21 protein-coding genes are annotated in these 23,176 nt (G+C 60.8%); 8 read left to right on the plus strand and 13 right to left on the minus strand.

Annotation, left to right across the window (positions count from 1 at the left end):
• Positions 1 to 53 precede the first annotated feature (53 nt).
• The 8 genes from pqqB to pedF all read right to left on the minus strand — a co-directional run bounded on the left by pqqB (position 54) and on the right by pedF (position 8,312).
• The gene (gene pqqB / locus KGB23_RS09840) at positions 54 to 968 is read right to left on the minus strand and encodes a pyrroloquinoline quinone biosynthesis protein PqqB (protein ID WP_223430887.1); all 915 of its coding nucleotides are present in this window, start codon (positions 966 to 968) and stop codon (positions 54 to 56) included.
• Positions 969 to 1,023: 55 nt separating this feature from the next.
• A complete protein-coding gene (pqqA, locus tag KGB23_RS09845; protein ID WP_003253598.1) occupies positions 1,024 to 1,095 on the minus strand; it encodes a pyrroloquinoline quinone precursor peptide PqqA in 72 nt (23 codons plus the stop codon).
• Between the two features lie 294 nt (positions 1,096 to 1,389).
• Entirely contained in the window at positions 1,390 to 2,910 is a 1,521-nt protein-coding gene (locus KGB23_RS09850) for an aldehyde dehydrogenase family protein (protein WP_223430888.1), read from the minus strand.
• Between the two features lie 295 nt (positions 2,911 to 3,205).
• Positions 3,206 to 4,981: a PQQ-dependent methanol/ethanol family dehydrogenase gene (locus KGB23_RS09855; RefSeq protein WP_008149753.1), complete on the minus strand. Its 1,776-nt coding sequence runs from the start codon at positions 4,979 to 4,981 to the stop codon at positions 3,206 to 3,208.
• A 274-nt stretch (positions 4,982 to 5,255) separates the two neighbouring features.
• Complete coding sequence (locus tag KGB23_RS09860; protein WP_223430889.1) at positions 5,256 to 6,194, minus strand: quinoprotein relay system zinc metallohydrolase 1; 939 nt, start codon at positions 6,192 to 6,194, stop codon at positions 5,256 to 5,258.
• 16 nt (positions 6,195 to 6,210) lie between these two features.
• Positions 6,211 to 6,972 (minus strand): quinoprotein dehydrogenase-associated SoxYZ-like carrier, encoded by a 762-nt coding sequence (locus tag KGB23_RS09865; RefSeq protein ID WP_223430890.1) that lies wholly within the window; start codon positions 6,970 to 6,972, stop codon positions 6,211 to 6,213.
• Complete coding sequence (locus KGB23_RS09870; RefSeq protein WP_223430891.1) at positions 6,972 to 7,847, minus strand: substrate-binding periplasmic protein; 876 nt, start codon at positions 7,845 to 7,847, stop codon at positions 6,972 to 6,974. Before KGB23_RS09870 ends, KGB23_RS09865 begins: the two co-directional genes overlap by 1 nt.
• A 3-nt stretch (positions 7,848 to 7,850) precedes the next feature.
• A complete protein-coding gene (gene pedF / locus KGB23_RS09875) occupies positions 7,851 to 8,312 on the minus strand; it encodes a cytochrome c-550 PedF (RefSeq protein ID WP_223430892.1) in 462 nt (153 codons plus the stop codon).
• Between the two features lie 315 nt (positions 8,313 to 8,627).
• On the opposite strand from pedF, the gene KGB23_RS09880 reads away from it, so the two are divergent.
• The 6 genes from KGB23_RS09880 (at position 8,628) to KGB23_RS09905 (ending at position 13,741) form a co-directional block, all read left to right on the plus strand.
• Entirely contained in the window at positions 8,628 to 9,812 is a 1,185-nt protein-coding gene (locus KGB23_RS09880; protein WP_223430893.1) for an ABC transporter substrate-binding protein, read from the plus strand.
• A gap of 37 nt (positions 9,813 to 9,849) precedes the next feature.
• A complete protein-coding gene (locus KGB23_RS09885) occupies positions 9,850 to 10,809 on the plus strand; it encodes a YVTN family beta-propeller repeat protein (RefSeq protein ID WP_223430894.1) in 960 nt (319 codons plus the stop codon).
• Complete coding sequence (locus tag KGB23_RS09890; protein ID WP_223430895.1) at positions 10,806 to 11,537, plus strand: ABC transporter ATP-binding protein; 732 nt, start codon at positions 10,806 to 10,808, stop codon at positions 11,535 to 11,537. The genes KGB23_RS09885 and KGB23_RS09890 overlap by 4 nt, the downstream gene beginning before the upstream one ends.
• On the plus strand, positions 11,534 to 12,325 hold the full coding sequence (locus KGB23_RS09895) for an ABC transporter permease (RefSeq protein ID WP_033054522.1): 792 nt from the start codon (positions 11,534 to 11,536) through the stop codon (positions 12,323 to 12,325). The genes KGB23_RS09890 and KGB23_RS09895 overlap by 4 nt, the downstream gene beginning before the upstream one ends.
• Positions 12,326 to 12,464: 139 nt before the next feature.
• The gene (locus tag KGB23_RS09900; protein ID WP_223430896.1) at positions 12,465 to 13,022 is read left to right on the plus strand and encodes a PQQ-dependent catabolism-associated CXXCW motif protein; all 558 of its coding nucleotides are present in this window, start codon (positions 12,465 to 12,467) and stop codon (positions 13,020 to 13,022) included.
• A gap of 56 nt (positions 13,023 to 13,078) precedes the next feature.
• Positions 13,079 to 13,741, plus strand: coding sequence for a response regulator transcription factor (locus tag KGB23_RS09905; RefSeq protein WP_150657489.1), 663 nt, complete (start codon positions 13,079 to 13,081; stop codon positions 13,739 to 13,741).
• A 113-nt stretch (positions 13,742 to 13,854) separates the two neighbouring features.
• Here KGB23_RS09905 and nahK read toward each other — a convergent pair whose 3' ends face one another.
• From nahK to KGB23_RS09925, 4 genes are all read right to left on the minus strand, one after another.
• Entirely contained in the window at positions 13,855 to 16,449 is a 2,595-nt protein-coding gene (gene nahK / locus KGB23_RS09910; RefSeq protein ID WP_223430957.1) for a hybrid sensor histidine kinase/response regulator NahK/ErcS', read from the minus strand.
• The gene (gene nosP, locus KGB23_RS09915; RefSeq protein ID WP_223430897.1) at positions 16,418 to 17,581 is read right to left on the minus strand and encodes a nitric oxide-sensing protein NosP; all 1,164 of its coding nucleotides are present in this window, start codon (positions 17,579 to 17,581) and stop codon (positions 16,418 to 16,420) included. The genes nahK and nosP overlap by 32 nt, the downstream gene beginning before the upstream one ends.
• Positions 17,582 to 17,848: 267 nt before the next feature.
• Positions 17,849 to 19,033: a porin gene (locus KGB23_RS09920; protein WP_223430899.1), complete on the minus strand. Its 1,185-nt coding sequence runs from the start codon at positions 19,031 to 19,033 to the stop codon at positions 17,849 to 17,851.
• A gap of 209 nt (positions 19,034 to 19,242) precedes the next feature.
• The gene (locus KGB23_RS09925; RefSeq protein WP_095128172.1) at positions 19,243 to 20,049 is read right to left on the minus strand and encodes a sulfite exporter TauE/SafE family protein; all 807 of its coding nucleotides are present in this window, start codon (positions 20,047 to 20,049) and stop codon (positions 19,243 to 19,245) included.
• A 159-nt stretch (positions 20,050 to 20,208) separates the two neighbouring features.
• On the opposite strand from KGB23_RS09925, the gene KGB23_RS09930 reads away from it, so the two are divergent.
• The gene (locus KGB23_RS09930) at positions 20,209 to 21,072 is read left to right on the plus strand and encodes an MBL fold metallo-hydrolase (RefSeq protein ID WP_223430900.1); all 864 of its coding nucleotides are present in this window, start codon (positions 20,209 to 20,211) and stop codon (positions 21,070 to 21,072) included.
• A gap of 193 nt (positions 21,073 to 21,265) precedes the next feature.
• Here the strand turns inward: KGB23_RS09930 and bkdR are convergent, their stop codons facing one another.
• Entirely contained in the window at positions 21,266 to 21,754 is a 489-nt protein-coding gene (gene bkdR / locus KGB23_RS09935; RefSeq protein ID WP_033054503.1) for a Bkd operon transcriptional regulator BkdR, read from the minus strand.
• Positions 21,755 to 21,939: 185 nt separating this feature from the next.
• Here bkdR and KGB23_RS09940 point away from each other — a divergent pair, with 185 nt between their 5' ends.
• A complete protein-coding gene (locus tag KGB23_RS09940; protein ID WP_223430901.1) occupies positions 21,940 to 23,175 on the plus strand; it encodes a 3-methyl-2-oxobutanoate dehydrogenase (2-methylpropanoyl-transferring) subunit alpha in 1,236 nt (411 codons plus the stop codon).
• Position 23,176: the final 1 nt, after the last annotated feature.

Raw genomic sequence — 23,176 nt, forward strand, 5'->3', positions numbered from 1 at the left:
AGTGGAACGCGGCACCCTTGTGGGAGCGGGCTTGCTCGCGAAGGGGCCATCCGCTACAGATCAATACTCATGCCGTCAAACGCCACTTCGATCCCGCGCCGCTCCAGCAGCGCCCGCTCGGCCGAGTCTTCATCAAGGATCGGGTTGGTGTTGTTGATGTGGATCAGCACCTTGCGCTGGCGGGTGAAGCCTTCAAGGATTTCGAGCATGCCGCCAGGGCCGCTTTGCGACAGGTGACCCATTTCACTGCCCAGGTTCTGGCCGACTTCGCAGACTCGCATCTCGTCGTCGCGCCACAAGGTGCCGTCCAGCAACAGACAATCGGCGCGTTGCATCCAGCTCAGCACCTCGTCGTCGACCTGTCCCAGGCCCGGCGCATAGAACAGCGAAGCACCGCTGCGTCGGTCTTCGATAAACAAGCCGATGGTGTCGCCCGGCTGCGGATTGCCGCGATTGGGGGAGTACGGCGGTGCGTTGCTGACCAAGGGGATCGCGCGAAATCGCAGGTGTGCGCAAGCGGTGATGCTGAACGGCTCGCGGTCGAGCCCGACCGGTTGCCACTGCAACCCGCCGTTCCAATGCTTGAGCATGGTGAACAACGGGAAGCCGCTGCTCAGGTCTTCATGGACGCGTTCGGTGCACCAGACCGAATGCGGGCAGCCTTCGCGCAGACTCAACAGGCCGGTGCAATGGTCGATCTGGCTGTCCAGCAGGACGACGCCGGCAATCGCCGTGTCACGAACCCGGCGCGCCGGTTGCAGCGGCGCGAAACTCTCGAGTTGCGCGCGAATGTCCGGTGAAGCATTGCAAAGCACCCAATCCACACCGTTGTCGCTCAGGGCAATCGAGGACTGGGTCCGGCGTTGGGCCCGCAGGCTGCCATTGCGCATCGCGGCGCACTGGCGGCAGTTGCAATTCCATTGCGGAAAACCACCGCCAGCGGCGGATCCGAGAACGCGAATGTGCATGGGCAATGCTCCAAAAGGCAGGCCCGGCCAACGCAACAGCTGGCCGGGTGAACAATCAGCGGTTGGCGAAATACATCGTCACTTCGAAGCCAATGCGCAGATCGGTAAACGCGGGTTTAGTCCACATGGGTCAATCCTCTTCTTATGCCGGACGATTCCGGTAAAGCCATTAATGCACGGGGCGCCATGCACCCGAATGCTACTTTCGAACGAGGTGGCGGCGTGCATTGGTAGGGGGTGCGCGGGGTTTTCCGGTACACACAAAACCAATGTGGGAGCGGGCTTGTGTGGCGAGGGGGCTTGCCCCCGTTGGGTCGCGAAGCGGCCCCAAAAAAAAATGGGACTGCTGCGCAGTCCAACGGGGGCAAGCCCCCTCGCCACAAAAGCTCGCTCCCACAGGTTCTTCAGTGTGCTTGCGAGGTTAGAAGAACCCCATCGGATTGATGTCGTAGCTCACCAGCAGGTTTTTGGTCTGCTGATAATGGTCGAGCATCATCTTGTGGTTTTCACGGCCGACGCCGGACTTCTTGTAGCCACCAAACGCGGCGTGGGCCGGGTACAGGTGGTAGCAGTTGGTCCAGACACGCCCGGCCTTGATCGCCCGGCCCATGCGGTAGGCACGGTTGATGTCGCGGGTCCACAGACCGGCGCCGAGGCCGAACTCGCTGTCGTTGGCAATCGCCAGGGCTTCGGCTTCGTCCTTGAAGGTGGTGATACCCACCACCGGGCCGAAGATTTCTTCCTGGAACACGCGCATTTTGTTGTGGCCCTTGAGCAGGGTCGGCTGGATGTAATAACCCGTCGACAAGTCGCCCTCAAGACGCTCGGCCGCGCCGCCGGTGAGCAGCTCGGCGCCCTCTTCCTGGGCTATTTTCAGGTACGAAAGGATCTTGTCGTATTGCTGCTCGGACGCCTGGGCGCCGACCATGGTGTCGGTGTCCAGCGGGTTGCCGCGCTTGATGTTGACGATCTTCTTCATCACCACTTTCATGAAGTCGTCGTAGATCGACTCCTGCACCAGCGCTCGCGATGGACAGGTGCAGACTTCGCCCTGGTTGAAGAACGCCAGCACCAAACCTTCGGCGGCCTTCTCGATGAACTGCGGCTCGGCTTGCATGATGTCTTCGAAGAAAATGTTCGGCGACTTGCCGCCCAATTCGACAGTGCTCGGAATGATGTTCTCGGCCGCGCATTTCATGATGTGCGCGCCAATCGGGGTGGAACCGGTGAAGGCGATCTTGGCGATGCGCTTGCTGGTGGCCAACGCCTCACCCGCTTCGCGACCAAAACCCTGAACGATGTTCAGCACACCGGCCGGCAGCAAGTCGGCGATCAGCTCAGCGAAAACCATGATCGACAGCGGCGTCTGCTCGGCGGGTTTGAGTACCACGCAGTTACCGGCGGCCAGGGCCGGGGCGAGTTTCCAGGCAGCCATCAGCAGCGGGAAGTTCCACGGAATGATCTGTCCGACCACGCCCAATGGCTCGTGGAAGTGATAGGCCGTGGTCAGCTCGTTGATCTCGGCGGCACCGCCCTCTTGAGCACGGATGCAACCGGCGAAGTAACGGAAATGGTCGGCGGCCAGCGGCACGTCGGCGTTGAGGGTTTCGCGCACGGCTTTGCCGTTGTCCCAGGTTTCGGTGACGGCGAGGATTTCCAGGTTCTGCTCGATGCGGTCGGCGATTTTCAGCAGCACCAGAGAGCGGTCCTGCGCCGAGGTTTTGCCCCAGGCATCGGCGGCGGCATGCGCTGCGTCGAGGGCTTTTTCGATGTCGGCGGCGCTGGAGCGCGGAAACTCGGCGATCACTTCGCCGGTGACCGGCGAAGAATTGGTGAAGTACTCACCATTGACCGGGGCGACGAACTCGCCGCCGATGAAATTGCCGTAGCGCGGTTTGAAGGTAACGACGGCGCCAGGTGTGCCGGGTTGTGCGTAGATCATGGTGGGCCTCTGTCTGGGTCGATGCCTGTCGGGCAAACAGGCGATGAACCGATAGTAGAGAGCCCTGCGCGTCAGACGAATGCGCCGTTGGCAGGAGGACTCTCGTTATTTGGTAGTAGATTTGCCCACATCTATGTGGCAAATCCCCTTGAAGGAGCGAGCTTGTGTGGCGAGGGGGCTTGCCCCCGTCGGGTCGCGGAGCGGCCCCAAAAAATGGGACTGCTGCGCAGTCCAACGGGGGCAAGCCCCCTCGCCACAAAGGCTCGCTCCCACAGGGTTATGTGGTGGACTGGGGTTAGTGCTTGGCGACCAGGTCTTTCGGCAGCTTGAACGTCCAGAGCATGCCGCCCTGGTTGAAGTCCTTGATGCGCTTGGCCACTTCGCCGCCCCACAAAGGAACAGCACCGCCCCAACCGGACAGCACCGAGACGTATTGTTCGCCGTCCATTTCCCAGGTCACAGGCGAGCCGAGTACGCCGGAGCCGGTCTGGAATTCCCAGACTTTCTCGCCAGTCTTGGCATTGAACGCTTGGAGGAAACCTTCCGGCGTGCCGGTGAACACCAGGTTGCCCTTGGTGGTCAGCACTCCGCCCCACAGCGGCGCGAAGTTCTTGTGGCGCCAGACTTCCTTGCCGGTTTTCGGGTCAATGGCGCGCAGCACGCCGATGTAGTCTTCATTCAATGGCTTGATGGTGAAACCGGCACCGAGGAACGCCGCGCCTTTCTTGTAGGCGATGCCTTCGTTCCAGATGTCCATGCCCCATTCGTTGGACGGCACGTAGAACAGTCCGGTGTCCTTGTTGTAGGCCATCGGCATCCAGTTTTTCGCGCCGAGGAATGCCGGTGCTACGAATACCGAACTGCCTTTGGCTTCGGTGCCGGGCGCGCCTGGGCGGCTGGCTTCGTTGTAGATCGGCCGACCGTCTTTATCCAGGCCGGTAGCCCAGGTGATTTTGTCCACGAACGGGAAGCCGCGAATGAATTTGCCATTGGTGCGGTCCAGCACGTAGAAGAAGCCGTTACGGTCAGCGGTCGCGGCGGCTTTGATCTCTTTGCCGCCTTCGGTGTAGTTGAACGAGACCAGCTCGTTTACGCCGTCATAGTCCCAGCCGTCATGAGGCGTGCTCTGGAAGTGCCACTTGATAGTGCCGTCGTCCGGGTTGAGCGCCAGACGCGACGACGAGTAGAGGTTATCGCCAGGACGCAAATGCGAGTTCCACGGCGCCGGGTTGCCGGTGCCGAACAGCAGCAGATTGGTTTCCGGGTCGTAGTAACCGCCAAGCCAAGGGGCGGCGCCGCCGGTTTTCCAGAGATCGCCGGGCCAGGTCTTGCCGGCTTCGCCGCCGGAGATGCCGTTCTCTACCGCTTTGCCGTCCTTGTAGGTGTAGCCCATGTGGCCTTCGACGGTTGGCCGGGTCCACAGCAGGTCGCCGTTTTTCGGGTCGTAGGCTTCGATTTTGCCAACCACCCCGAACTCGCCGCCGGCGACACCGGTGATCAGTTTGCCGTTGATTACCAACGGCGCGGCACTGATCGAATAGCCTTCCTTGTGGTCGGCAACTTTCTTGCTCCAGACGACTTTGCCGGTGTCTTTGTTCAGGGCCACGAGCTTGGCGTCGAGGGTGCCGAAGATCACCAGGTCGCCGTACAGCGCGACACCACGGTTGATCACGTCACAGCAAGGGCGGATGTCATCGGGCAGGCGCGCATCGTATTGCCAGAGCTTCTTGCCGGTGCGTGCGTCCACCGCAAACACCCGCGAGTAGGAACCGGTCATGTACATCACGCCGTCCTTGATCATCGGCTGTGCTTGCTGACCGCGTTGTTTTTCACCGCCGAAGGAGAACGCCCAGACCGGCCGCAAGTCCTTCACGTTGTTGACGTTGAGCGTATCCAGCGGACTGTAGCGTTGACCCTGGACGCCCAGACCGTTGGTGACGATCTGCTCCGGGTTCTTGGGGTCCTGGAGGATGTCTTTATCAGTGACGCCGGCCAATGCCGAGCCAGACAACAGCATGGCACTGAGCAGCACGCTCAAGACGAAGGGTTGGCGACGTGCGGGTTGGGTCATGACGGCTACCTCTGCAGTTTTTGTTATACCCGGGAAATTTTCCCGGTCTGGTGCAGATTCTTGGGCGCCGCCGCCCTTGGAACAATTGCCCGCAGTGCTGAGATTGCTAGTTCCTTAGTACCGGGTCGGAGGAGATGGACACCGAAATTCGTGATCGACAGTGATCTAATGTGGGAGCGGGATTGCTCGCGAAGGGGCCTTCACATTCAACAATGATGTCGGCTGATACACCGCCTTCGCGAGCAAGCCCGCTCCCACAGGGGATTTGTGTTGATCATTTGCTCGCGGCGGAATCGACACGGGGCATTTGTGCGCGCTCGTAATGCGGGTACAAATGGCTGACGCTGCGGATCAACTCGTAGCGGCTCAGAGTGATCCCGGCAAACCGTTCGGGAATGGGGCTGCGGATCATTTCGGCCATATCACTACCGTTGGCGGCGCCATCGCGCATCAACTGGTCGAGCCAGCCGAGGTAGTCGCGCATTTGCTCGAACGGCTGCTGATCGCTGGCCACAGGTCCATGGCCGGGAACGATCAGCGTCCACGGCAGGCCTTGAAGGGTGGCGATGTCCGCCAGCCACACTGCCAACCCCGGACTGTTGGGCGTGGTCAGCGCCCGTTGGTAAAACACCAGATCCCCGGCAAACAGAACACCGGTTTTCTGGTCGAGAATAGCCAGATCCGCGCCCGTGTGCCCACCCAGGCCCAACAGACGAAAATCGTGATTCCCAAAACTTTGCACGCCAGGCGTCAGCGTGCGGGTCGGCAACACCACTTCGGTGCCGCGCATCCAGTCGCCCACCAGGCGATACATGTTCTCGGCCATGGCGTCGCCCTGCTGCTGCAACAGCTCGGTGGTGCCGGCCAGCGCACCGATCGGCACATCACTGAAGGCCTGGTTGCCGAGTACATGATCAGGATGATGATGAGTCAGCAGCACCTCGATCACCGGTTTATCGGTGATCGAGGCAATCGCCTTGCGCATCGCTTCGCCGTAGCGTTTCGACGGCCCGGTGTCGATCACCACCACACCCTGTTCGGTGACGATGAACGCGGTGTTGACGATGTTGCCGCCATTGGTCTTGGCAAAATTGTCGGTGCTGCCTTCCAGCAGCCAGGTGTCTTCGGCGATCTGCCGGGGCTTGAGTGAGTAGTCGAGCTCGGCCAGAACCGGCAGGCTCAAACTCATGAACAGCAGCAGTATCCAGCGCATCACGCGCTCCTTTGGGTCAGGGTATGGCCGCATCGAATTGATTGCCGCTGTTGTCGCGCAGTATCAGACGCGTCTGCCCTGCCCCTTCTATATCAAAGGCCAGGTTGGGGTTTTCGCTAACGGCGGGAAACAACTCAAGACGGGCCAACAGCTGATCGTTCTGATCCCGCAGTTCGGCATGGTTGATGAAGAATTCCGGAATGCCGCTGACCATGCCGTTGTCCATCGGGTGCGCCACCTGCAAGCGCACGCGACTGAATTCGCCACGGGGATAACGACCGCCCAGCACTTCGCCGATGTGGTCTTCCCAGCCCGGCTGAGTGCGCACCACACTCGGCGCCGTGCAACCGCCGCCCGCTGCATCGATCAACGTCGAGCCGACATGCCACAGCCCGTCACGGGTCAGCACTGCCGCGCGCAACGGCGTGGCCTGTTCGATACGGATACGGATCGACAGCCAGGGCAGCACGCGGTCCAGCGGCTGGAAATCGACAATTTTCGGCAAAGGGTTGAGTTCAGCCCAGGCGAGGATTTTCACCACCTCGCCCTTGAACGCTCGCGCGTCGATTTCCAGCGGCACTTGCCGGGCGTCTTCGGCGAACGGCGGCGCCAGCAGCTTGACCCGATCGTCGAACACGAACGGCGCATCGCCGAGCATCTGCTTGTGATAGAAGGCCCACATCACCGAGGGCACCGGGTCTTTGCCCGGGTCGATGTCCACGGCGTGCGCGGCGATGGGTAACCAACAGGCCAACAGACAACTCGCTCGCCAGTTCACTATTGATACATCTCGGGCACGTCATAGCGCAGGCCGTAATGGCCATAAATGGTTTTGACAGCGCCCTCACGGATCAAGGCTTCCAGCGCCTCTTCCACGGCATAGGCCAGTTGACGGTTGCTTTCATGCACCGCCATGCCGATCTCCCACAGCTGCTTGCCCATGTTCGGGTAGGCGTTTTCCGCCAGCGCCACTTGCGGGTCCGCCGCTTCATGCACTTGCCAATCGATCTCGCCGCGCATGGCCATGACCGCGTCGACTTCACCGGCCTTCATGGCGGCAAATGCCTGGGGCACCCCGGGGTAGTGATGGGTTTTGGCGGCGAGCATGCCGCTGAACACCGAGGTCAGGTAGAACGACGGCACGCTATCGACTTCGACGCCGATCGGGTGGTGCTCGAACACCGCGACGCTACCGACCTTGTCCAGGCGACGGCGATCATAGGCGACCTGCCATTGTTCGTTCTGGTACGGCCCGAACATCACCACATGGCCGTTTTCCAGCTCACCCAGTTCATTGCGTTTCTGCGCGTAGTCGCGGTCGTACGGCACGCGCATCATCAGGTCGGCCAGTTGCAGATCGTGCAACTGACTGGCGCGCCAGATGTAATCGCGCAGGTCATCGTCGAGCTTCTCGCCGGCGGGTGCCCAAATCAACGTCAGGCGCACGCCGAGAGCCTTGGCCAACGCTTCGGCGAGTTCGACATCAACGCCACGGGCCTGGCCGGCGTCTTCAAAACTGTAGGGGGCGAAGTCCTTGTAGACCGCCACTTTCAGTTCCCTGGCGGCGATCATTTCGTCATAGGTACGGACCTGCGCCTGCACTGCCTGGCAGCACAGCAACACAGCACTGATCAACACAGCGAGCAGGCGCATGGGTTATTCCTCGACGTGAACACTGTCCAGGTAAGTGCGTACCGCCCACAAAGCTTCCTGGCTCAGGTAGTCGGCCATCTTCGGCATGTAGACCCGGCCGTCACGCACGGCGCCGTGGCGCACGCGTTCGACGAACCACTCATCACCGGCATCAGCGACATCGAGCATGCGCAAATCGGGGGCGATACCGCCGGATTTGGCTTCCAGGCCATGGCAGGCCGCACAGTTCTGGTTGTACGCCGAGGAGCCGATTTCCAGGGCCTTATCATGTTCCGGCGAAGTGCGGTAAGGGTTCACCGATGCCCAACCATCGGCATCGACCGGTACGCCAGCGTCCTTGATCGGAGTCAGGCCCGGGGTGGCGACAGCCTGGGGGACCACGTTGCCGTGAGCCCAGACGGAACCTGCGCTGATAAAGCCGGCCAGCAGACCAGCAACGAGTAAGGCGTTGCGTTTTGTTGTCATTGTTATGCCCTCTTGATTGCACGCAAAACCTCTTTGAAGAGGCTATGGCACCCATCTTAGGAAGGGCTTCGCACAAGCCCCATGCTGCTTTGGTGGCCGCCGCCTAGTTCCTTGGTAGTAGGGCTTGTGGCGCACACCTGAATCAGGTGCCGTAAGGGAAGTGCGTGGGAACGATCATCGCCCCGGTGTCGCGGGCAAAACCAGCAACGGCGCGGGGCGATTTACTACCTTGGTACTGGCTCACTGGTACTTTCTGCATATTTCCTTCTGCCTCACAGCGTTCCTATGCTGGCGCTACCTGTAATGGAGTGCCTTATGCGCCAGCTTGCCCCTTACGCCCTGATCTACCTGTTGGCGATTGCCTGCGCCGCCGGGCTGGCGACCCAGAGCCAGGCTGCGGACGCGCCGTTGCAGGTGCAGATCGGTTACCTGGGCTATCGCCCTGATCCGGGCCCGTTGCTGTCGAACGTCATTCCCGAGCCGGTCGATGCCGGGTTGCGTGGCGCCGAACTGGCGATCACTGACAGCAACAGCACCGGGCGTTTCCTCAACCAGAGCTACAGCCTGGTGAGCGCCAACGTCGACAATCCGGATGCCCTGGTCGAAGCGGCCAAGGCTCAACATGAACAAGGTCTGCGTCTGTTTGTCGTCAACGCACCGGCCGCCAGCCTGCGCCGGCTCAGCGCCGTGCTGCCCGACAGCTTGCTGTTCAACGCCGGCAGCCCCGACGACAGCCTGCGCACCACCGATTGCCTGCCGAACGTGCTGCACAGCCTGCCGAGTCGGGCGATGCTCGCCGATGCTTTGGCGCAATTTCTGGTGGTGCGCAAATGGCAACGGGCGCTGCTGATCGTCGGCCCGACCCCGGACGATCAAGCCTATGCCGCCGCCCTGCGCCGCGCGGCCAAACGCTTCGGCCTGAAACTGGTCGCGGAAAAAGCCTGGAGTTTCGACAACGATCAGCGTCGCAGCGCCCAGGCCGACATGCCGCTGTTCACCCAAACCGCTGAGTACGACGTGGTGCTGGTGGCGGATGAGCGCGGTGATTTCGGCGAATACGTGCCCTACCAGACCTGGTACCCACGGCCGGTCGCCGGCACGCAGGGGCTGACCCCGGTGGGCTGGCACAAAACCGTGGAAACCTACGGCGCCGCCCAGTTGCAGAAACGCTTCGAAGCCCTGACCGGGCGCTGGATGAATGACCGCGATTTCGCGGCCTGGATCGCGGTGCGCAGCATTGCCAGTGCCGTGAGCAAACTGCGTCAGGTCGATGCGATGGCGATCCGTACGCTTGAAATCAGCGATCAATTACCGCTGGACGGCTTCAAGGGTCGCAAGCTCAGTTATCGGCCGTGGAACGGCCAGTTGCGCCAACCCATTCCCATCGTGCAGCCACGGGCGCTAGTCAGCACGTCGCCGCAAGACGGCTTCCTGCACCCCTTCAACGAGATGGACAGCCTCGGTTACGACAAGCCCGAGGTCAGCTGCCGCTTTCCCTGATCCCACCTCCACAACAATTACAAAAAAGGAATCCGCCATGCGCCGCACCCTGCTCTCTTGCGCCCTGCTGCTCGCCGCCGGGCACGCCGCGGCCAGCACCGCCTGGGTCTCCAACGAAAAGGACAACAGCCTCAGCCTGATCGACCTGCAGACCCTGCAAGTCACCGACACCCTGCCCGTCGGCCAGCGCCCGCGCGGTCTGCTGCTGTCCCACGACAATAGGCTGCTGTACATCTGCGCCAGCGACTCGGACCGGGTCCAGGTGATGGACATCGCCACGCGCAAGATCATCAAGGAACTGCCCTCGGGCAAGGATCCTGAACAATTCGCCCTGCACCCGAATAATCGCTGGCTGTACGTTTCCAACGAAGACGATGCGCTGGTGACAGTGATCGACACCGAAACCTCCAAGGTGCTGAGCCAGATCAACGTCGGCGTCGAACCCGAAGGCATGGCCGTCAGCCCCGACGGCAAGTGGGCGGTGAACACCAGCGAAACCACCAACATGCTGCACTGGATCGACACCAGCACCCAGACCCTGGCCGACAGCACCCTGGTGGATCAGCGGCCGCGTTTCGTCGAGTTCACGCCGGATGGCTCAAAGCTCTGGGCGTCGGCGGAAATTGGCGGCACGGTGACGATTCTTGACGTCGCCACCCGCAAGACCCTCAAGACCCTGACCTTCCAGATCAAGGGCGTGCACCCGGACAAAGTCCAACCGGTGGGGATCAAGCTCAGCGCCGACGGCAAGTACGGTTTCGTCGCCCTCGGCCCGGCCAATCATGTGGCGGTGATCGACGCCAAGACCTTCGAGATTCTTGATTATCTGCTGGTTGGACGACGGGTCTGGCAGATGTCGTTTACCCCGGATCAAAAACAATTGCTGGCCACCAACGGCGTCAGCGGCGATGTATCGGTGATCGATGTCGACAACCTCAAGGTCACCCGATCGATCAAGGTCGGGCGCTATCCGTGGGGCGTGGTGGTGACGCCATGAACGCACTCGAAGTCAGCGAGCTGAGTTTCGCTTATGGTGCGAAAGAGGCGTTGCGTCAGGTGAGTTTCAGCCTGGCACCCGGCCGTTTCGCGGCGCTGCTGGGGCCGAACGGCGCGGGCAAATCGACGCTGATCGCCCTGCTCACTCGACTCTACGATGTGCAGCGCGGTGACATCCGGGTCGGAGGCTGTTCGTTGCGCAACGCGGCGCGTCCGGCGCTCAAGCAATTGGGTGTGGTGTTTCAGCAAAGCACGCTGGACCTGGACCTCAGCGTCGAGCAAAACCTGCGTTATCACGCCGCGCTGCATGGGATGTCCCGGCGCCAGACCGGCCTGCGGGTCGACGCCGAACTGGCTCGTCTGGCCTTGACCGAACGCCGTCGCGAGCGGGTTCGCGAACTCAATGGCGGCCACCGTCGCCGGGTGGAAATCGCCCGAGCGTTGTTGCATGAACCGCGCCTGCTGCTGCTCGACGAGGCCAGCGTCGGCCTCGACCCGGCCAGTCGTCTGGCACTCAATCAACACATCCGCAGCCTGTGCCTCGAGCAAGGCATCAGCGTGCTTTGGACCACTCACTTACTCGATGAAGTACAGCCCAGCGACGACTTGTTAATCCTTCATCAGGGTCGGCTGGTCGCCAGCGGACAGGCGGACGCCCTGAGCCTGGAACACGGCGGCGACCTCGGCTCGGCCTTCTCTCGACTGACGACTTCAGGAGCCGCCCAATGAATGCCTACTGGCAATGTTTCAGCGGCATCGTGCTGCGTGAATGGCTGCGCTTTGTGTTGCAACGCACGCGGTTTCTCAGTGCGCTGGTGCGGCCGTTGTTGTGGCTGCTGGTGTTCGCCGCCGGTTTTCGCGCCGCACTCGGGATCGCGATCATCGAGCCCTACGACACCTACATTCCGTATGAGGTTTACATCATCCCCGGGCTGGCTTGCATGATCCTGCTGTTCAACGGCATGCAAGGTTCGCTGTCGATGGTCTACGACCGCGAAATGGGCAGCATGCGTGTGTTGCTGACCAGTCCCCTGCCCCGGACTTTCCTGCTGTGCAGCAAACTGTTGGCCACCTCGTTGATCTCGCTGTTGCAGGTGTATGCCTTTCTGGCGATTGCCTGGGTGTACGGCGTGCAACCACCCGCCATGGGGCTGTTGATCGCCTTGCCGGCGTTGCTGCTGGTGGCGTTGATGCTCAGCGCGTTGGGCCTGTTGCTGTCGAACGCGATCCGTCAGCTGGAGAACTTTGCCGGGGTGATGAATTTCGTGATCTTCCCGCTGTTTTTCCTGTCATCGGCGCTGTATCCGCTGTGGAAGATGCGCGAATCCAGTGAGTGGCTGTACTGGTTGTGCGCGTTGAACCCGTTCACCCATGCGGTGGAACTGGTGCGGTTTGCCCTGTATGAACGCTTCAATCCGTTGGCGCTGGCGGTGTGCATCGGGCTGACACTGGTATTCGCGCTGCTCGCCGTGTTCACCTTCAACCCGCAACACGCTGCCCTGCGCAAAACCAACTAGCAACACAGTGCTCCCACAGGGGATTTGTGTTGAACAGGGTGAAATTACTACTTTAGTACTGGTTTTCCTGTCTATCGTCGCATTCCAATCGCACCGAGACTGGCATGTAATAGGTTCATAACTATAAGGATTGAACCCCATGCCGCGTGCCCGACGTCGTCTGCTACGCCCTTCTCTCGCCGCGCTATCGCTGAGCCTGTTGCTGGGCGTCGCGCAGGCCGAAACACCGCTGTTCTCCGCCGACGGCTATCGCATCGGTCTGTACCGCAGCCCGACCCCGAATCAAGTACAAGGCGCCGGCATCATTGATACCGCCGCCCTGCAAACCCTGCTGACCCAGACACCGCGTCCGGTGCTGATCGACGTCTACCGCCGCCAATGGTTGCAAGGACGTTTCATCGAGGACCAGCCCCACGAAAACCTCCCCGGCAGCCATTGGCTGGCCAATACCGGCGACGGTGACCTGACGCCCGACTGGCAGGACTATTTTGCGCGTAAGCTGAACACATTGACCGCAGGTGATCTCGCGCAACCGCTGGTCTTCTACTGCCGCTCCGATTGCTGGCTGAGCTGGAACGCCGTGAAGCGCGCCGCCGCCATGGGCTATAAGACTCTGTATTGGTATCGCGACGGCCTGGACGCCTGGCAGACCGCCAACCTGCCCGTATCGCCCGCCCAGCCCGAGCCCTTCCCCTGACCTTTACGCGTGCGAGTTGTTGCCACACCCTGAACAAAATAATGAGGTGAAAGGCTATGTACAAAATTCTGATTGCCGACGATCACCCGCTGTTTCGCGAAGCCATTCATAACGTCATCAGCGACGGTTTCCCCGGCAGCGAAGTGATGGAAACCGCCGACCTGGACAGCGCCCTGGTGCTGACGCAGGAACACGACGACCTGGACCTGATCCTGCTCGACCTGAACATGCCCGGCATGCACGGCCTCAATGGCCTGATCAACCTGCGCAACGAGGCGCCGACCATACCGGTGGTGATCGTCTCGGCCGAACAGGACAAACAAATCGTGCTGCAAGCCATCACTTATGGTGCAGTGGGTTTCATCACCAAATCCTCGCCACGGGTGCAAATGACCGAAGCCATCCAGCAGATCCTCAACGGCAATGTCTACTTGCCGCCGGACATCATCCGCACGCAAAAATGCGGCACAAGGCGCATGAACGATGCCCCGAGCTTTCCGCCGGAACTGCTCCAGGCCTTGACCCGCAAGCAGTTGCTGGTGCTCGAACGCATGACCAAGGGCGAGTCGAACAAACAGATCGCCTACACCCTGGAAATCGCTGAAACCACGGTCAAGGCGCATGTCTCGGCAATCCTGCGCAAACTCAATGTGCACAACCGGGTGCAGGCGATTTTGAGTGCCGGCGACATAGATTTCGGATCGTATTTACGGCGTTGAGACCGAGTCGCCCCTTTCGCGAGCAAGCCCGCTCCCACATTGGATCTGAGTGAACTCGGTCAATTGTGGGAGCGGGCTTGCTCGCGAAGGGGCCAGTGAACACACCAGACGCCTCAAGGCCTGCCGAGCAAATGACTCATCGCGGTCTTGAGCTTCATCGGCCGCACCGGTTTGTGCATCAGGGTGTGCCCCAGTTCGCGGATCTGCTGCTTCAGCTCGTTGCTGTAATTAGCAGTAATCATCATCGCCGGAATCGCCGAGCCGCGTCGGGCGTTGATCCGGGCCACGGCATCGACGCCGTTCTGATCGTCATTCAGGTGATAGTCAGCGATCAGCAAATCGGCTTCTTCGTGATAGTTGTCCACTTGCCGCGCCAGGTCCTGCTCCGACAGTGCCGTGACCACCAGACACCCCCACCCTTCGAGCAACGTGCGCATGCCGGCGCAAATGGCCGCGTCGTTGTCCAGCACCCACACCCGCGCCCCACGCAGACGTTCAAGCATCGGTTCACTCATCAGCAGACTCGGCAGCGCCTTGGGTGCCGTGGCGCTGAGCGGCACTTCGACCGAGAACATCGAGCCCTTGCCCGGCCAAGAACGCACGTGAATGCGGTGACCGAGAATCCCGGCAATCTTTTCCACGATCGCCAGCCCCAGGCCCAAACCGCGATCCTGATCAGGACGCTGCACATCACCGCGTTTGAATTCCTGAAAAATCTCTTCCAGACGGTTTTCGGCGATCCCCATGCCACTGTCCCAGACCTCAATCGACAGGCGCTGGTGATGACGCCGGCAACCGAGCACCACGCGACCGCTGTAGGTGTAGCGAATGGCGTTGCTCAACAGATTTCGAAGGATCCGCGCCAGTAATTGAATGTCACTGCGTACCAGTGCGGAACAAGGGATGAAATGCAGCTCCAGGCCCTCACTGCGAGCCACCTGGGTGTACTCGGCCGCAAGGTTTTCCAGCAATTCGCTCAGGGCAAACGGCGCAATGTCGGCCTTGATCACCCCGGCATCCAGTTTTGAGATATCGACCAGCGTACCCAGCAGGCTCTCCACGTCTTCCAGGGAGTTGCTGACATTACGCACCAAAATCGCATTGGCCACCGGCTCCCGCCGTTCGAGCAACGCGCTGGTAAACAACCGCGCGGCGTTGAGTGGTTGCAGCAGGTCATGACTGACGGCAGCGAGAAACTTGGTCTTTGACAGGTTGGCCTGTTCGGCCTCGAGTTTGGCTTCACGCAGGCGCGATTCCGCCCGCCGACGCTCATCGATCTCGCGCAGCAGCTGGTCATTGAGCGTAGTCAGTTCCGCCGTCCGTTCGCGCACCCGCAACTCAAGATTCTGATAGGCCTGGTGCAGCGCTTCAGCGGTGCGACGGCGTTCGGTGATGTCGCGGATCAACACGAAAATCCCCACCACTTCCCCGGTGGCCAGGCGATTGGGTACGTAGGAACGCAGCATGTAGCGCTCCTGGCTGTTGATGTTGGTTTCGGCGAACTCGAACGTCACGCTCTCACCGGCCAGGGCCCGGGCCACGTAGGCTTCCAGGCGCTGGTAATGCTGTTCGCTGTGGACTTCGCGCAGGCTCTGCCCAAGCATCACGCCCCGAGGCCAGCAGTACCATTCTTCATACACCTTGTTGGTGAACTCGTAGACCAGATCGGCATTCAGGTAGGCAATCAGCGCCGGCACATGGTCGGTGATCAGGCGAATCCAGCGCTCGCTTTCGCTCAGCGCTTCGGCGTGCTGGTAACGTTCGGTGATGTCGGTGAAGGTGTTGACGAAACCGCCGGTGGGCAACGGATGGGTGCGGATTTCCAGCACCCGGCCATCGTAGAGACGCTGCTCGCATTCCTGCACGTGCCGCCCGTTTAGATCCCGACTGGCCGGGGTCAGCAGGTTCAACTCGCTGTCGCCGATCACTTCGGCAAACGGACGATGGGCCGCCACTGGGGCCAAGCCACTGAGTTCGAGGAAACGCCGGTTCCACAACTCCAGAATGCCCTCGGCGTTGACCATGGCCACGCCTTGAGACAGGTTGTCGACCGCCCGTTGCAACAAATGCGATTTCTGCGCCACCGCCTGCTCGCGGCGCACGGTTTCGCTGAGTTTGACGTCGGTAATGTCGGTGAACAGGATCACCCGCCCGCCTTCCTGGGTGGGTCGTTCGCTGACTTGCAACCAGCGACCGTCCTGCAGGCGATAGAGCAGGTTTTCGTCGGCATGCCCGCGCGGTTCTTCAGTGAACAGCCCGGTGGCGGACATCAGCCGCTTGACCTCGGCCAGGCGCATGCCGGCGTTGATCCGCACCCGGCTGTTGCCCCAGAACGCCTTGAAACGGCTGTTGAACAAGACGATTCGTTGGTCCGCATCGAACAGCACAAACGCATCGGAAATGCTCTCGATCGCATCGATCAAATGCTGATGCGCGGTTTCCGCGCGCAGGCGTGCCTCGCTGAGCAAGTGATTGCCCGACTTGAGTTCGGCCATGGCCTGATTCAACGCGTCGGTGCGCTCACGCACCTGCTCGGCCAGCACCACCGAATGCTGGAACGCCGCGTAGGGGTCATTGCCGCGGGTGATGCCGGACTCGATCCGCTCGATCAGGGCGCCATTGATGCGCTGCAGTTTGTGGTTGTCGCGCTGCAGGCTGGCGATCTGTGCCTGAAGCTCAGCGGTGTCCAGGGGACCGGTCTCGGGCAATGGCAACCCCGGTGAAGGTTTGGTTGATGTGCATGCCATTGAACTGTTCTCCGTAGGTGTTGAAACCCATCACCCGCTGGTCACGCAAAAACGTTCCGATCTGCTCCAGACTGCCGCCGTCTTCCAGCTCAAGACGCCTGAGAAAGCAGTCGCAGCCGATGGTCAGCAACAGATCGCCGAGGCGCTCCTGCAAGCCTTCGAACAGGGTTTGCAGATTCGGCAGCATCGGGCCGGGCGTCATGACGGTGAGGACGATGCCGTTTTCCACCGCGCAGTAGAAACTCAGGCTCAGGTCCGGGTGAACCTGCTGGATCGCCCGCACGTAATACTGATCGTTGATCCGCACGGCCAAAGGGTGCGCGGCGAAGATCCGATGATCGAGCTCAGCCACCGGCACGCCGATGTGTCGGGCGTACTCCTCGGCGGCCGGCTCGGCATTGAGTTCGAAAACCCGGCGCGAGGCGCTGTCGGCCCCGGTGACCACCAGTTTTTCTGCCCTTGGCAGGATGTGATGAGTGGTGAACACCTCGAAGTCCAGCCAGGTGTTGACCAGCACCACCACCGCCGCACCGCTGTGGAACTCGCCATTAAAAAAGACGTGGGTGTGGGTCAGGTAATTGTCGTCGCCGGCCGAACCGCCGAAATGCGGGATGTCGCCCAGCGCCGCACTCAGAGCTGCGAGGACCATTTCTTCACGACTGGACAAACCATCGAGCAGGGTCAACGCAAAGCTGTTGCCCTTGATCGGCGCGAGGGTGTTGCTGCGACAGCCACTGACCAGTCGTTCGACCATTTGCTGGGCGTCGATCAGGCTGAAGCGCTCCATCTCGGAGATCAGTTCGGCGTCGATGGAAAAATGTCGGTGGTCGAATCCGACCGCGGTCACGCAATTGCGGCCGTAGCCAAGGGGCGTGATTTCCCCGGCGCTGGTGCAACCCACCAGGCGAATGCCACCGAAGCTTTGTTGCAAGGCCTGGCCCAGAGCCTGCAAGTCGTACTCGGCGGAACAGAAGAACAGCACGAAGCCCAAGTGCGGGTGCAACAGTTGTCGCGCCAGCTCCTGCGCCACTTGCTGGGCATCGGTGGCCTGGGACATTGCACTGACCACACCTTCACTCTGGACCTGCTGCATCGTCGCCTCCCGCAGGTGCGCATGTATGAGGTTCGAGTGTACGAAGCCTGTGAGCGGCTACGTATGCTACTTGGGTAGCGGGTAGCCGCTTCGATGGGATGAGAACGGGATTTGCACGATTGCATGGCTGGAGCTTTTGTGGCGAGGGGACTTGTCCCCGTTGGACTGCGCAGCAGGCCCCTGCGGTTGATGCGCAACCGAAGGGGGCCGCTTCGCGACCCAACGGGGACAAGTCCCCTCACCACAGGGATCTGCGTCGCTACAGGGTTACCAGGTCAGCACCGCCCCCACCGCAAAGGTGTCGGTGTCTTCGTCCTGGGCATTGGTGTCGTGGCCGTTGATTGCGAACTGGTTGTACTCGGCCACCAGTTTGAGGTTGTCGTTGACGTCATGGAACAGCGCAACGCCGCGCGTTTCGTAGTCCGCGCCGCTGCCGACCACGCCATTGCCGTCGTCGTTGGTCTTGCCGTAAGACAAGGCCAACCGGTTCTTGCCCAGTTTGTAGGAGCCCTGCAGCAGGTAACCGTCACTGTCGACGTTGCGCAGGGTCGGTTCGCCGGCGTTGTTGGTGAAGAACGGGTTGATGCCTTTGGCCTGGAAGCCGGAGCCGGTGAGGGACAAACCGCCCATTTTCGCCTGCACGCCATAGCCGACGCCTTTGGAGGTGACGGACTCGACGGTGGAATCGGTATTGTCCGACGTCTGGTAGCTGCCGTTGACCCAGCTGTAGATCTTCGCCCCGGCGAGGTCGAACTGATAGGTGATCTCGCTTTCGGTACGCGGGTTTTCTTGGTAAGCCTTGCCTGTCGGGCTGCTGTCGTTGGTGTCCACCGGGTCCATGATCCCCACGGCCACCCGCAAACCCTCCATAACCGGCGTGCGGTAGGTAATCTGCGACGTCGGGAACGGGTACGGATAACCCGTGCCGATGTTGCCGAACGACACCCCGCCACCGTCCACCAGCCCCAGGGTATCGCTGACCTGTCCGTAACCGGCGAGCATTTCATCCAGCAGGATGTTGGAACGGGCAAACAGACCGAAGTCCTTGCCGATCAGCACTTCGCCCCACTCCGGGTTGGCCACCGTGCCGTAGAACTGCCGCACGTCGATGGCGGTGTCGGTGCCGTTGGTTTCGCTGTCGTTGATGGTCACCCAGAAGGAGGACCGGGCGCCGAGCTTGAGGTCATCGACCTGCTTGCTCATGTTGAAGCCCAGGTAGTTGGGCAGAAAACCCATTTTGACCCGCGCCTGTTTCCGGTCGAACTGGTCGCCGGCACGGTCCACATCGCTGTTCACATAGAAGGCGTTGATGTAGCCATCGGTGGAAAACGTGGTCTGGTCCTTGTCGTACAGCACGATCTCGGCTTCGGCCATCGAGCTCAAACCGAGGGTCGACAGGCTGGCGATGAAGGCCGGCAAGAAACGATGCTTGATGTTCTTATTGTTGTGCATGACGCGCTCCGCAGCGGGGGACTGAATGTCGGAGGCGATTATCGAAAGCTGACCGGCGGCGTCATACGCTGCCTTGGAGGCGGTTTTGAAGTGCTTTGGGGTGGCAGGTGATGCGCGACAAGTTCGGTGTAAGACCGTCCGTCGACGAGGCCCGGAACTTAAGGTGTACGCCTGTGGAACGGACTGGCCTCCACAGGAACCGGTACTTGCTAGACGCCCGCTCTAAACAGCATGTAAGCGGCGACCACGACACAGATGCTGGCGAAGCCGATCTGCAATCCCCGGGCCGGTACTCGCGCGCAAAGTCTTCGGCCAATGATCATGCCGACGATGCTTGCGACGATAAACGCCACGCCCAGACCGTCGATTCGCACCCCGGCCTGAAACGCGCCGATCACGCCGATGGCGGAAATCAGGCTGATGACCATCAAGGAAGTGGCGACGATTCCGCGCATCTGCACATCGGTCAGCTGCTTGAACGCCGGGACGATCAGGAAGCCGCCGCCTACCCCGAGCAGCCCGGAGACCACACCGGTCACCGCGCCCAGCGCTGCGAGGGTCGCGGTGCACTTGGCGGTCCAGGAAAAGCGCCCGGTCTGCTGATCGAGCATGCAGTTCTTCTGGCCCCAGTTGGCGTGGCCGTGGTCGCTTGGTCCCTCTTCCTGTCGCTCACGACGCAGCATCCGCCAGGCCACCATGACCATCAGCAGGCTGAACAGGATCATCAGGATTTTTTCCGGCAACTGATGGGCGAAGTAGATGCCGACCGGCGAAAAAACCGCCCCCAGCAGGGCGATCAGCAAGGCTGCGCGATAACGCACCAGACCATGGCGCAACCCGTCAATGGCGCCGACAGCCGCCGCACTGCCCACAGCAAAGAGTGCGACCGGTGCAGCCTGGGTCATGGTCAAACCCAGCCCCAACACCAAGGCCGGCACCGCAAGAATGCCGCCACCGGCGCCGGTCAAACCCAGTACCAACCCCATCACCACGCCAAAGAAACTCGCCAGCAACATAAAACACTCGTGATCTGCAAAAAAGCCGGGAGCGCCCGGTATCGATGACTGACAGGATAGAGCCCGCGCAGCTTTTTTCATTAATTGAATTGATGCGGGCTGGTCAGCGCAGGGAAAATGAAACTACCCTCATGACTTGTCCAGAAAGAAACGGCCACCATGCCCGCCTTGATTGAAGCTTTTTTAGACCCTGCCTCGTCGACCTACAGCTACGTCATCTACGAGCACGATGGCGGGCACTGCGCCATCGTCGACCCGGTGCTCGATTACGACCCCGCCGCCGGGCGAACCGGCACCGCTCAGGCCGACAAGATCATCGCCTTCGTTCGCCAACATCAATTGCAAGTGCAATGGCTGCTGGAAACCCATGCCCATGCCGATCACCTGTCCGCCGCACCGTATTTGCGTCGGGAACTGGGTGGGAAGATTGCTATCGGCGAATCCATCAGCAAGGTTCAGGGGGTGTTCAAGACCCTGTTCAACCTTGAGCCGGAATTTCGCAGTGACGGTTCACAGTTCGACCATTTGTTCGCGCCGGACGAATCATTCAGGATCGGCAACCTCAAGGCTACGGCCCTGCATGTTCCCGGCCACACGCCAGCGGACATGGCTTATCTGATCGACAGCGATGTGATTCTGGTGGGCGATACACTGTTCATGCCGGACGTGGGCACCGCGCGCTGCGACTTTCCCGGCGGCAACGCCAACCAGATGTTCGCCTCGATCCGTAAACTGCTGGCTTTCCCTGCAAGCGTTCGACTCTATGTCTGCCACGATTACCCGCCTGCGGGCCGCGAACCTCAGTGCATGAGCACGGTGGGCGAGCAGCGCAAAAGCAATATTCACATTCATGACGGGATTGTCGAAGCCGCGTTCGTCGACATGCGCACCCGGCGCGATGCGGGGTTGGGCATGCCGACGCTGTTGCTGCCGGCGATTCAGGTGAATGTGCGGGCAGGGAATTTGCCGCCGGCCGAGAACAATGGCGTGACCTACCTCAAAATCCCTCTGAATAAACTCTGACTTCCACCTCGTAGCAGCTGTCGAGCACCGCATAGTGGCGAGGGGATTTATCCCCGTTCGGCTGCGAAGCAGTCGTAAAACCTGAGCGCACGGTCTATCTGATGCACCGCGTTGTCTGAATTCACGACTGCTTCGCAGCCGAACGGGGATAAATCCCCTCGCCACAACGACAGCTGCTACAGGGGTTTTGCGTTTAGTTGTTGAGGGTCAGGCCGTTGGCCGGCAACGGCAGCGCGGTTTTATAGCGCACCTGCTTGAGCGCAAAGCTCGAGCGGATATTCGCCACGCCGGGCACCTTGGTCAAAAAGTCCATCATGAAGCGCTCCAGCGACTGAATGGTCGGCACCAGCACCCGGATCAAATAGTCCGGGTCGCCGGCCATCAAATAGCACTCCATCACTTCCGGGCGATCCGAGATCGCTTCTTCGAAATGCTGCAACGCCTCCTCCACCTGTTTTTCCAGGCTGACGTGAATGAACACGTTGACGTGCAGCCCCAGCAGCTCGGCATCCAGCAGGGTCACTTGCTCACGAATCAGGCCCAATTCTTCCATCGCCTTGACCCGGTTGAAGCACGGCGTCGGCGACAGGTTGACCGAGCGTGCCAGGTCGGCGTTGGTGATGCGCGCGTTCTCCTGAAGGCTGTTCAAAATGCCGATATCGGTACGGTCCAGTTTGCGCATGAGACAAAACCACCTGTTTTTTATGTTTATGCAGATTTTTTATCCTCAAATGATCTCCAGCGCAACGAAACAGAGAGAAATATTCTTCTTGGGCCGGCCTATGATTGTTGTAGGACAAGATTTCTTTCATCGAAGAATGACGGTCAGCTCACTACAAGAAATTCACAAGATCGAGCGTAGAAGCCATGAACCAAGCGTACGAACCGCTGCAACTGCACGTTCCCGAACCATCGGGCCGTCCTGGCTGCAAAACCGACTTCTCCTACCTGCGTCTGACCGACGCCGGCACGGTGCGCAAACCCCCAATCGACGTTGAACCGGCCGACACCGCTGATCTGGCCAAGGGCCTGATTCGTGTGCTCGATGACGAGGGCAATGCCCTCGGTCCATGGGCCGAAGGCGTTCCGGTCGAGATCCTGCGTAAAGGCATGCGTGCCATGCTCAAGACGCGGATCTATGACAACCGCATGGTGGTCGCCCAGCGTCAGAAAAAAATGTCGTTCTACATGCAGAGCCTTGGCGAAGAAGCCATCGGCAGCGGCCAGGCCCTGGCACTGAACGTCGATGACATGTGCTTCCCGACGTACCGCCAGCAAAGCATTCTGATGGCGCGAGACGTGCCGCTGGTGGACCTGATCTGCCAGCTGCTGTCCAACGAGCGTGATCCGCTCAAGGGACGTCAGCTGCCGATCATGTATTCGGTCAAAGACTTCGGTTTCTTCACCATTTCCGGCAACCTTGCCACTCAGTTCGTACAGGGTGTGGGCTGGGGCATGGCGTCGGCGATCAAGGGCGACACCAAAATCGCCTCGGCCTGGATCGGCGACGGCGCTACCGCTGAATCCGACTTCCACACCGCCCTCACCTTCGCCCACGTTTACCGTGCGCCAGTGATCCTCAACGTGGTCAACAACCAGTGGGCGATCTCCACGTTCCAGGCGATTGCCGGGGGTGAAGCGACCACGTTTGCCGGTCGTGGCGTCGGTTGCGGCATTGCCTCCCTGCGGGTCGATGGCAACGATTTCGTCGCGGTCTACGCCGCCTCTGCCTGGGCCGCCGAACGTGCGCGCCGCAACCTCGGCCCGACCATGATCGAATGGGTCACCTACCGCGCCGGCCCGCACTCGACGTCCGATGATCCATCCAAATACCGTCCTGCCGACGACTGGAGTTACTTCCCGCTGGGCGACCCGATTGCGCGCCTGAAGCAGCACCTGGTGAAAATCGGTCAGTGGTCCGAAGAGGAACACGTCGCCGTCAGCGCCGAACTCGAAGCAGAAGTGATCGCCGCGCAAAAAGAAGCCGAACAGTACGGCACCCTCGCCGGCGGCCAGATTCCAAGCGCCGCGACCATGTTCGAAGACGTCTATAAAGAGATGCCGGAGCACTTGAAGCGCCAGCGTCAAGAGTTGGGGATCTGAC

It is taken from the genome of Pseudomonas sp. GL-B-26, from assembly GCF_019947405.1.
Lineage (GTDB): Bacteria > Pseudomonadota > Gammaproteobacteria > Pseudomonadales > Pseudomonadaceae > Aquipseudomonas.

Bases quoted from the DNA above. Each gene is read 5' to 3' on its own strand.
- KGB23_RS09925 (WP_095128172.1), bottom strand. From the start codon at position 20,049: ATGTTGCTGGCGAGTTTCTTTGGCGTGGTGATGGGGTTGGTACTGGGT.
- KGB23_RS09885 (WP_223430894.1), top strand. From the start codon at position 9,850: ATGCGCCGCACCCTGCTCTCTTGCGCCCTGCTGCTCGCCGCCGGGCAC.
- KGB23_RS09900 (WP_223430896.1), top strand. From the start codon at position 12,465: ATGCCGCGTGCCCGACGTCGTCTGCTACGCCCTTCTCTCGCCGCGCTA.
- KGB23_RS09905 (WP_150657489.1), top strand. From the start codon at position 13,079: ATGTACAAAATTCTGATTGCCGACGATCACCCGCTGTTTCGCGAAGCC.
- KGB23_RS09920 (WP_223430899.1), bottom strand. From the start codon at position 19,033: ATGCACAACAATAAGAACATCAAGCATCGTTTCTTGCCGGCCTTCATC.
- KGB23_RS09890 (WP_223430895.1), top strand. From the start codon at position 10,806: ATGAACGCACTCGAAGTCAGCGAGCTGAGTTTCGCTTATGGTGCGAAA.
- KGB23_RS09930 (WP_223430900.1), top strand. From the start codon at position 20,209: ATGCCCGCCTTGATTGAAGCTTTTTTAGACCCTGCCTCGTCGACCTAC.
- KGB23_RS09880 (WP_223430893.1), top strand. From the start codon at position 8,628: ATGCGCCAGCTTGCCCCTTACGCCCTGATCTACCTGTTGGCGATTGCC.
- KGB23_RS09940 (WP_223430901.1), top strand. From the start codon at position 21,940: ATGAACCAAGCGTACGAACCGCTGCAACTGCACGTTCCCGAACCATCG.
- nosP (WP_223430897.1), bottom strand. From the start codon at position 17,581: ATGCAGCAGGTCCAGAGTGAAGGTGTGGTCAGTGCAATGTCCCAGGCC.
- bkdR (WP_033054503.1), bottom strand. From the start codon at position 21,754: ATGCGCAAACTGGACCGTACCGATATCGGCATTTTGAACAGCCTTCAG.
- pedF (WP_223430892.1), bottom strand. From the start codon at position 8,312: ATGACAACAAAACGCAACGCCTTACTCGTTGCTGGTCTGCTGGCCGGC.
- KGB23_RS09860 (WP_223430889.1), bottom strand. From the start codon at position 6,194: ATGCGCTGGATACTGCTGCTGTTCATGAGTTTGAGCCTGCCGGTTCTG.
- KGB23_RS09855 (WP_008149753.1), bottom strand. From the start codon at position 4,981: ATGACCCAACCCGCACGTCGCCAACCCTTCGTCTTGAGCGTGCTGCTC.
- KGB23_RS09895 (WP_033054522.1), top strand. From the start codon at position 11,534: ATGAATGCCTACTGGCAATGTTTCAGCGGCATCGTGCTGCGTGAATGG.
- KGB23_RS09850 (WP_223430888.1), bottom strand. From the start codon at position 2,910: ATGATCTACGCACAACCCGGCACACCTGGCGCCGTCGTTACCTTCAAA.
- pqqB (WP_223430887.1), bottom strand. From the start codon at position 968: ATGCACATTCGCGTTCTCGGATCCGCCGCTGGCGGTGGTTTTCCGCAA.
- KGB23_RS09870 (WP_223430891.1), bottom strand. From the start codon at position 7,847: ATGCGCCTGCTCGCTGTGTTGATCAGTGCTGTGTTGCTGTGCTGCCAG.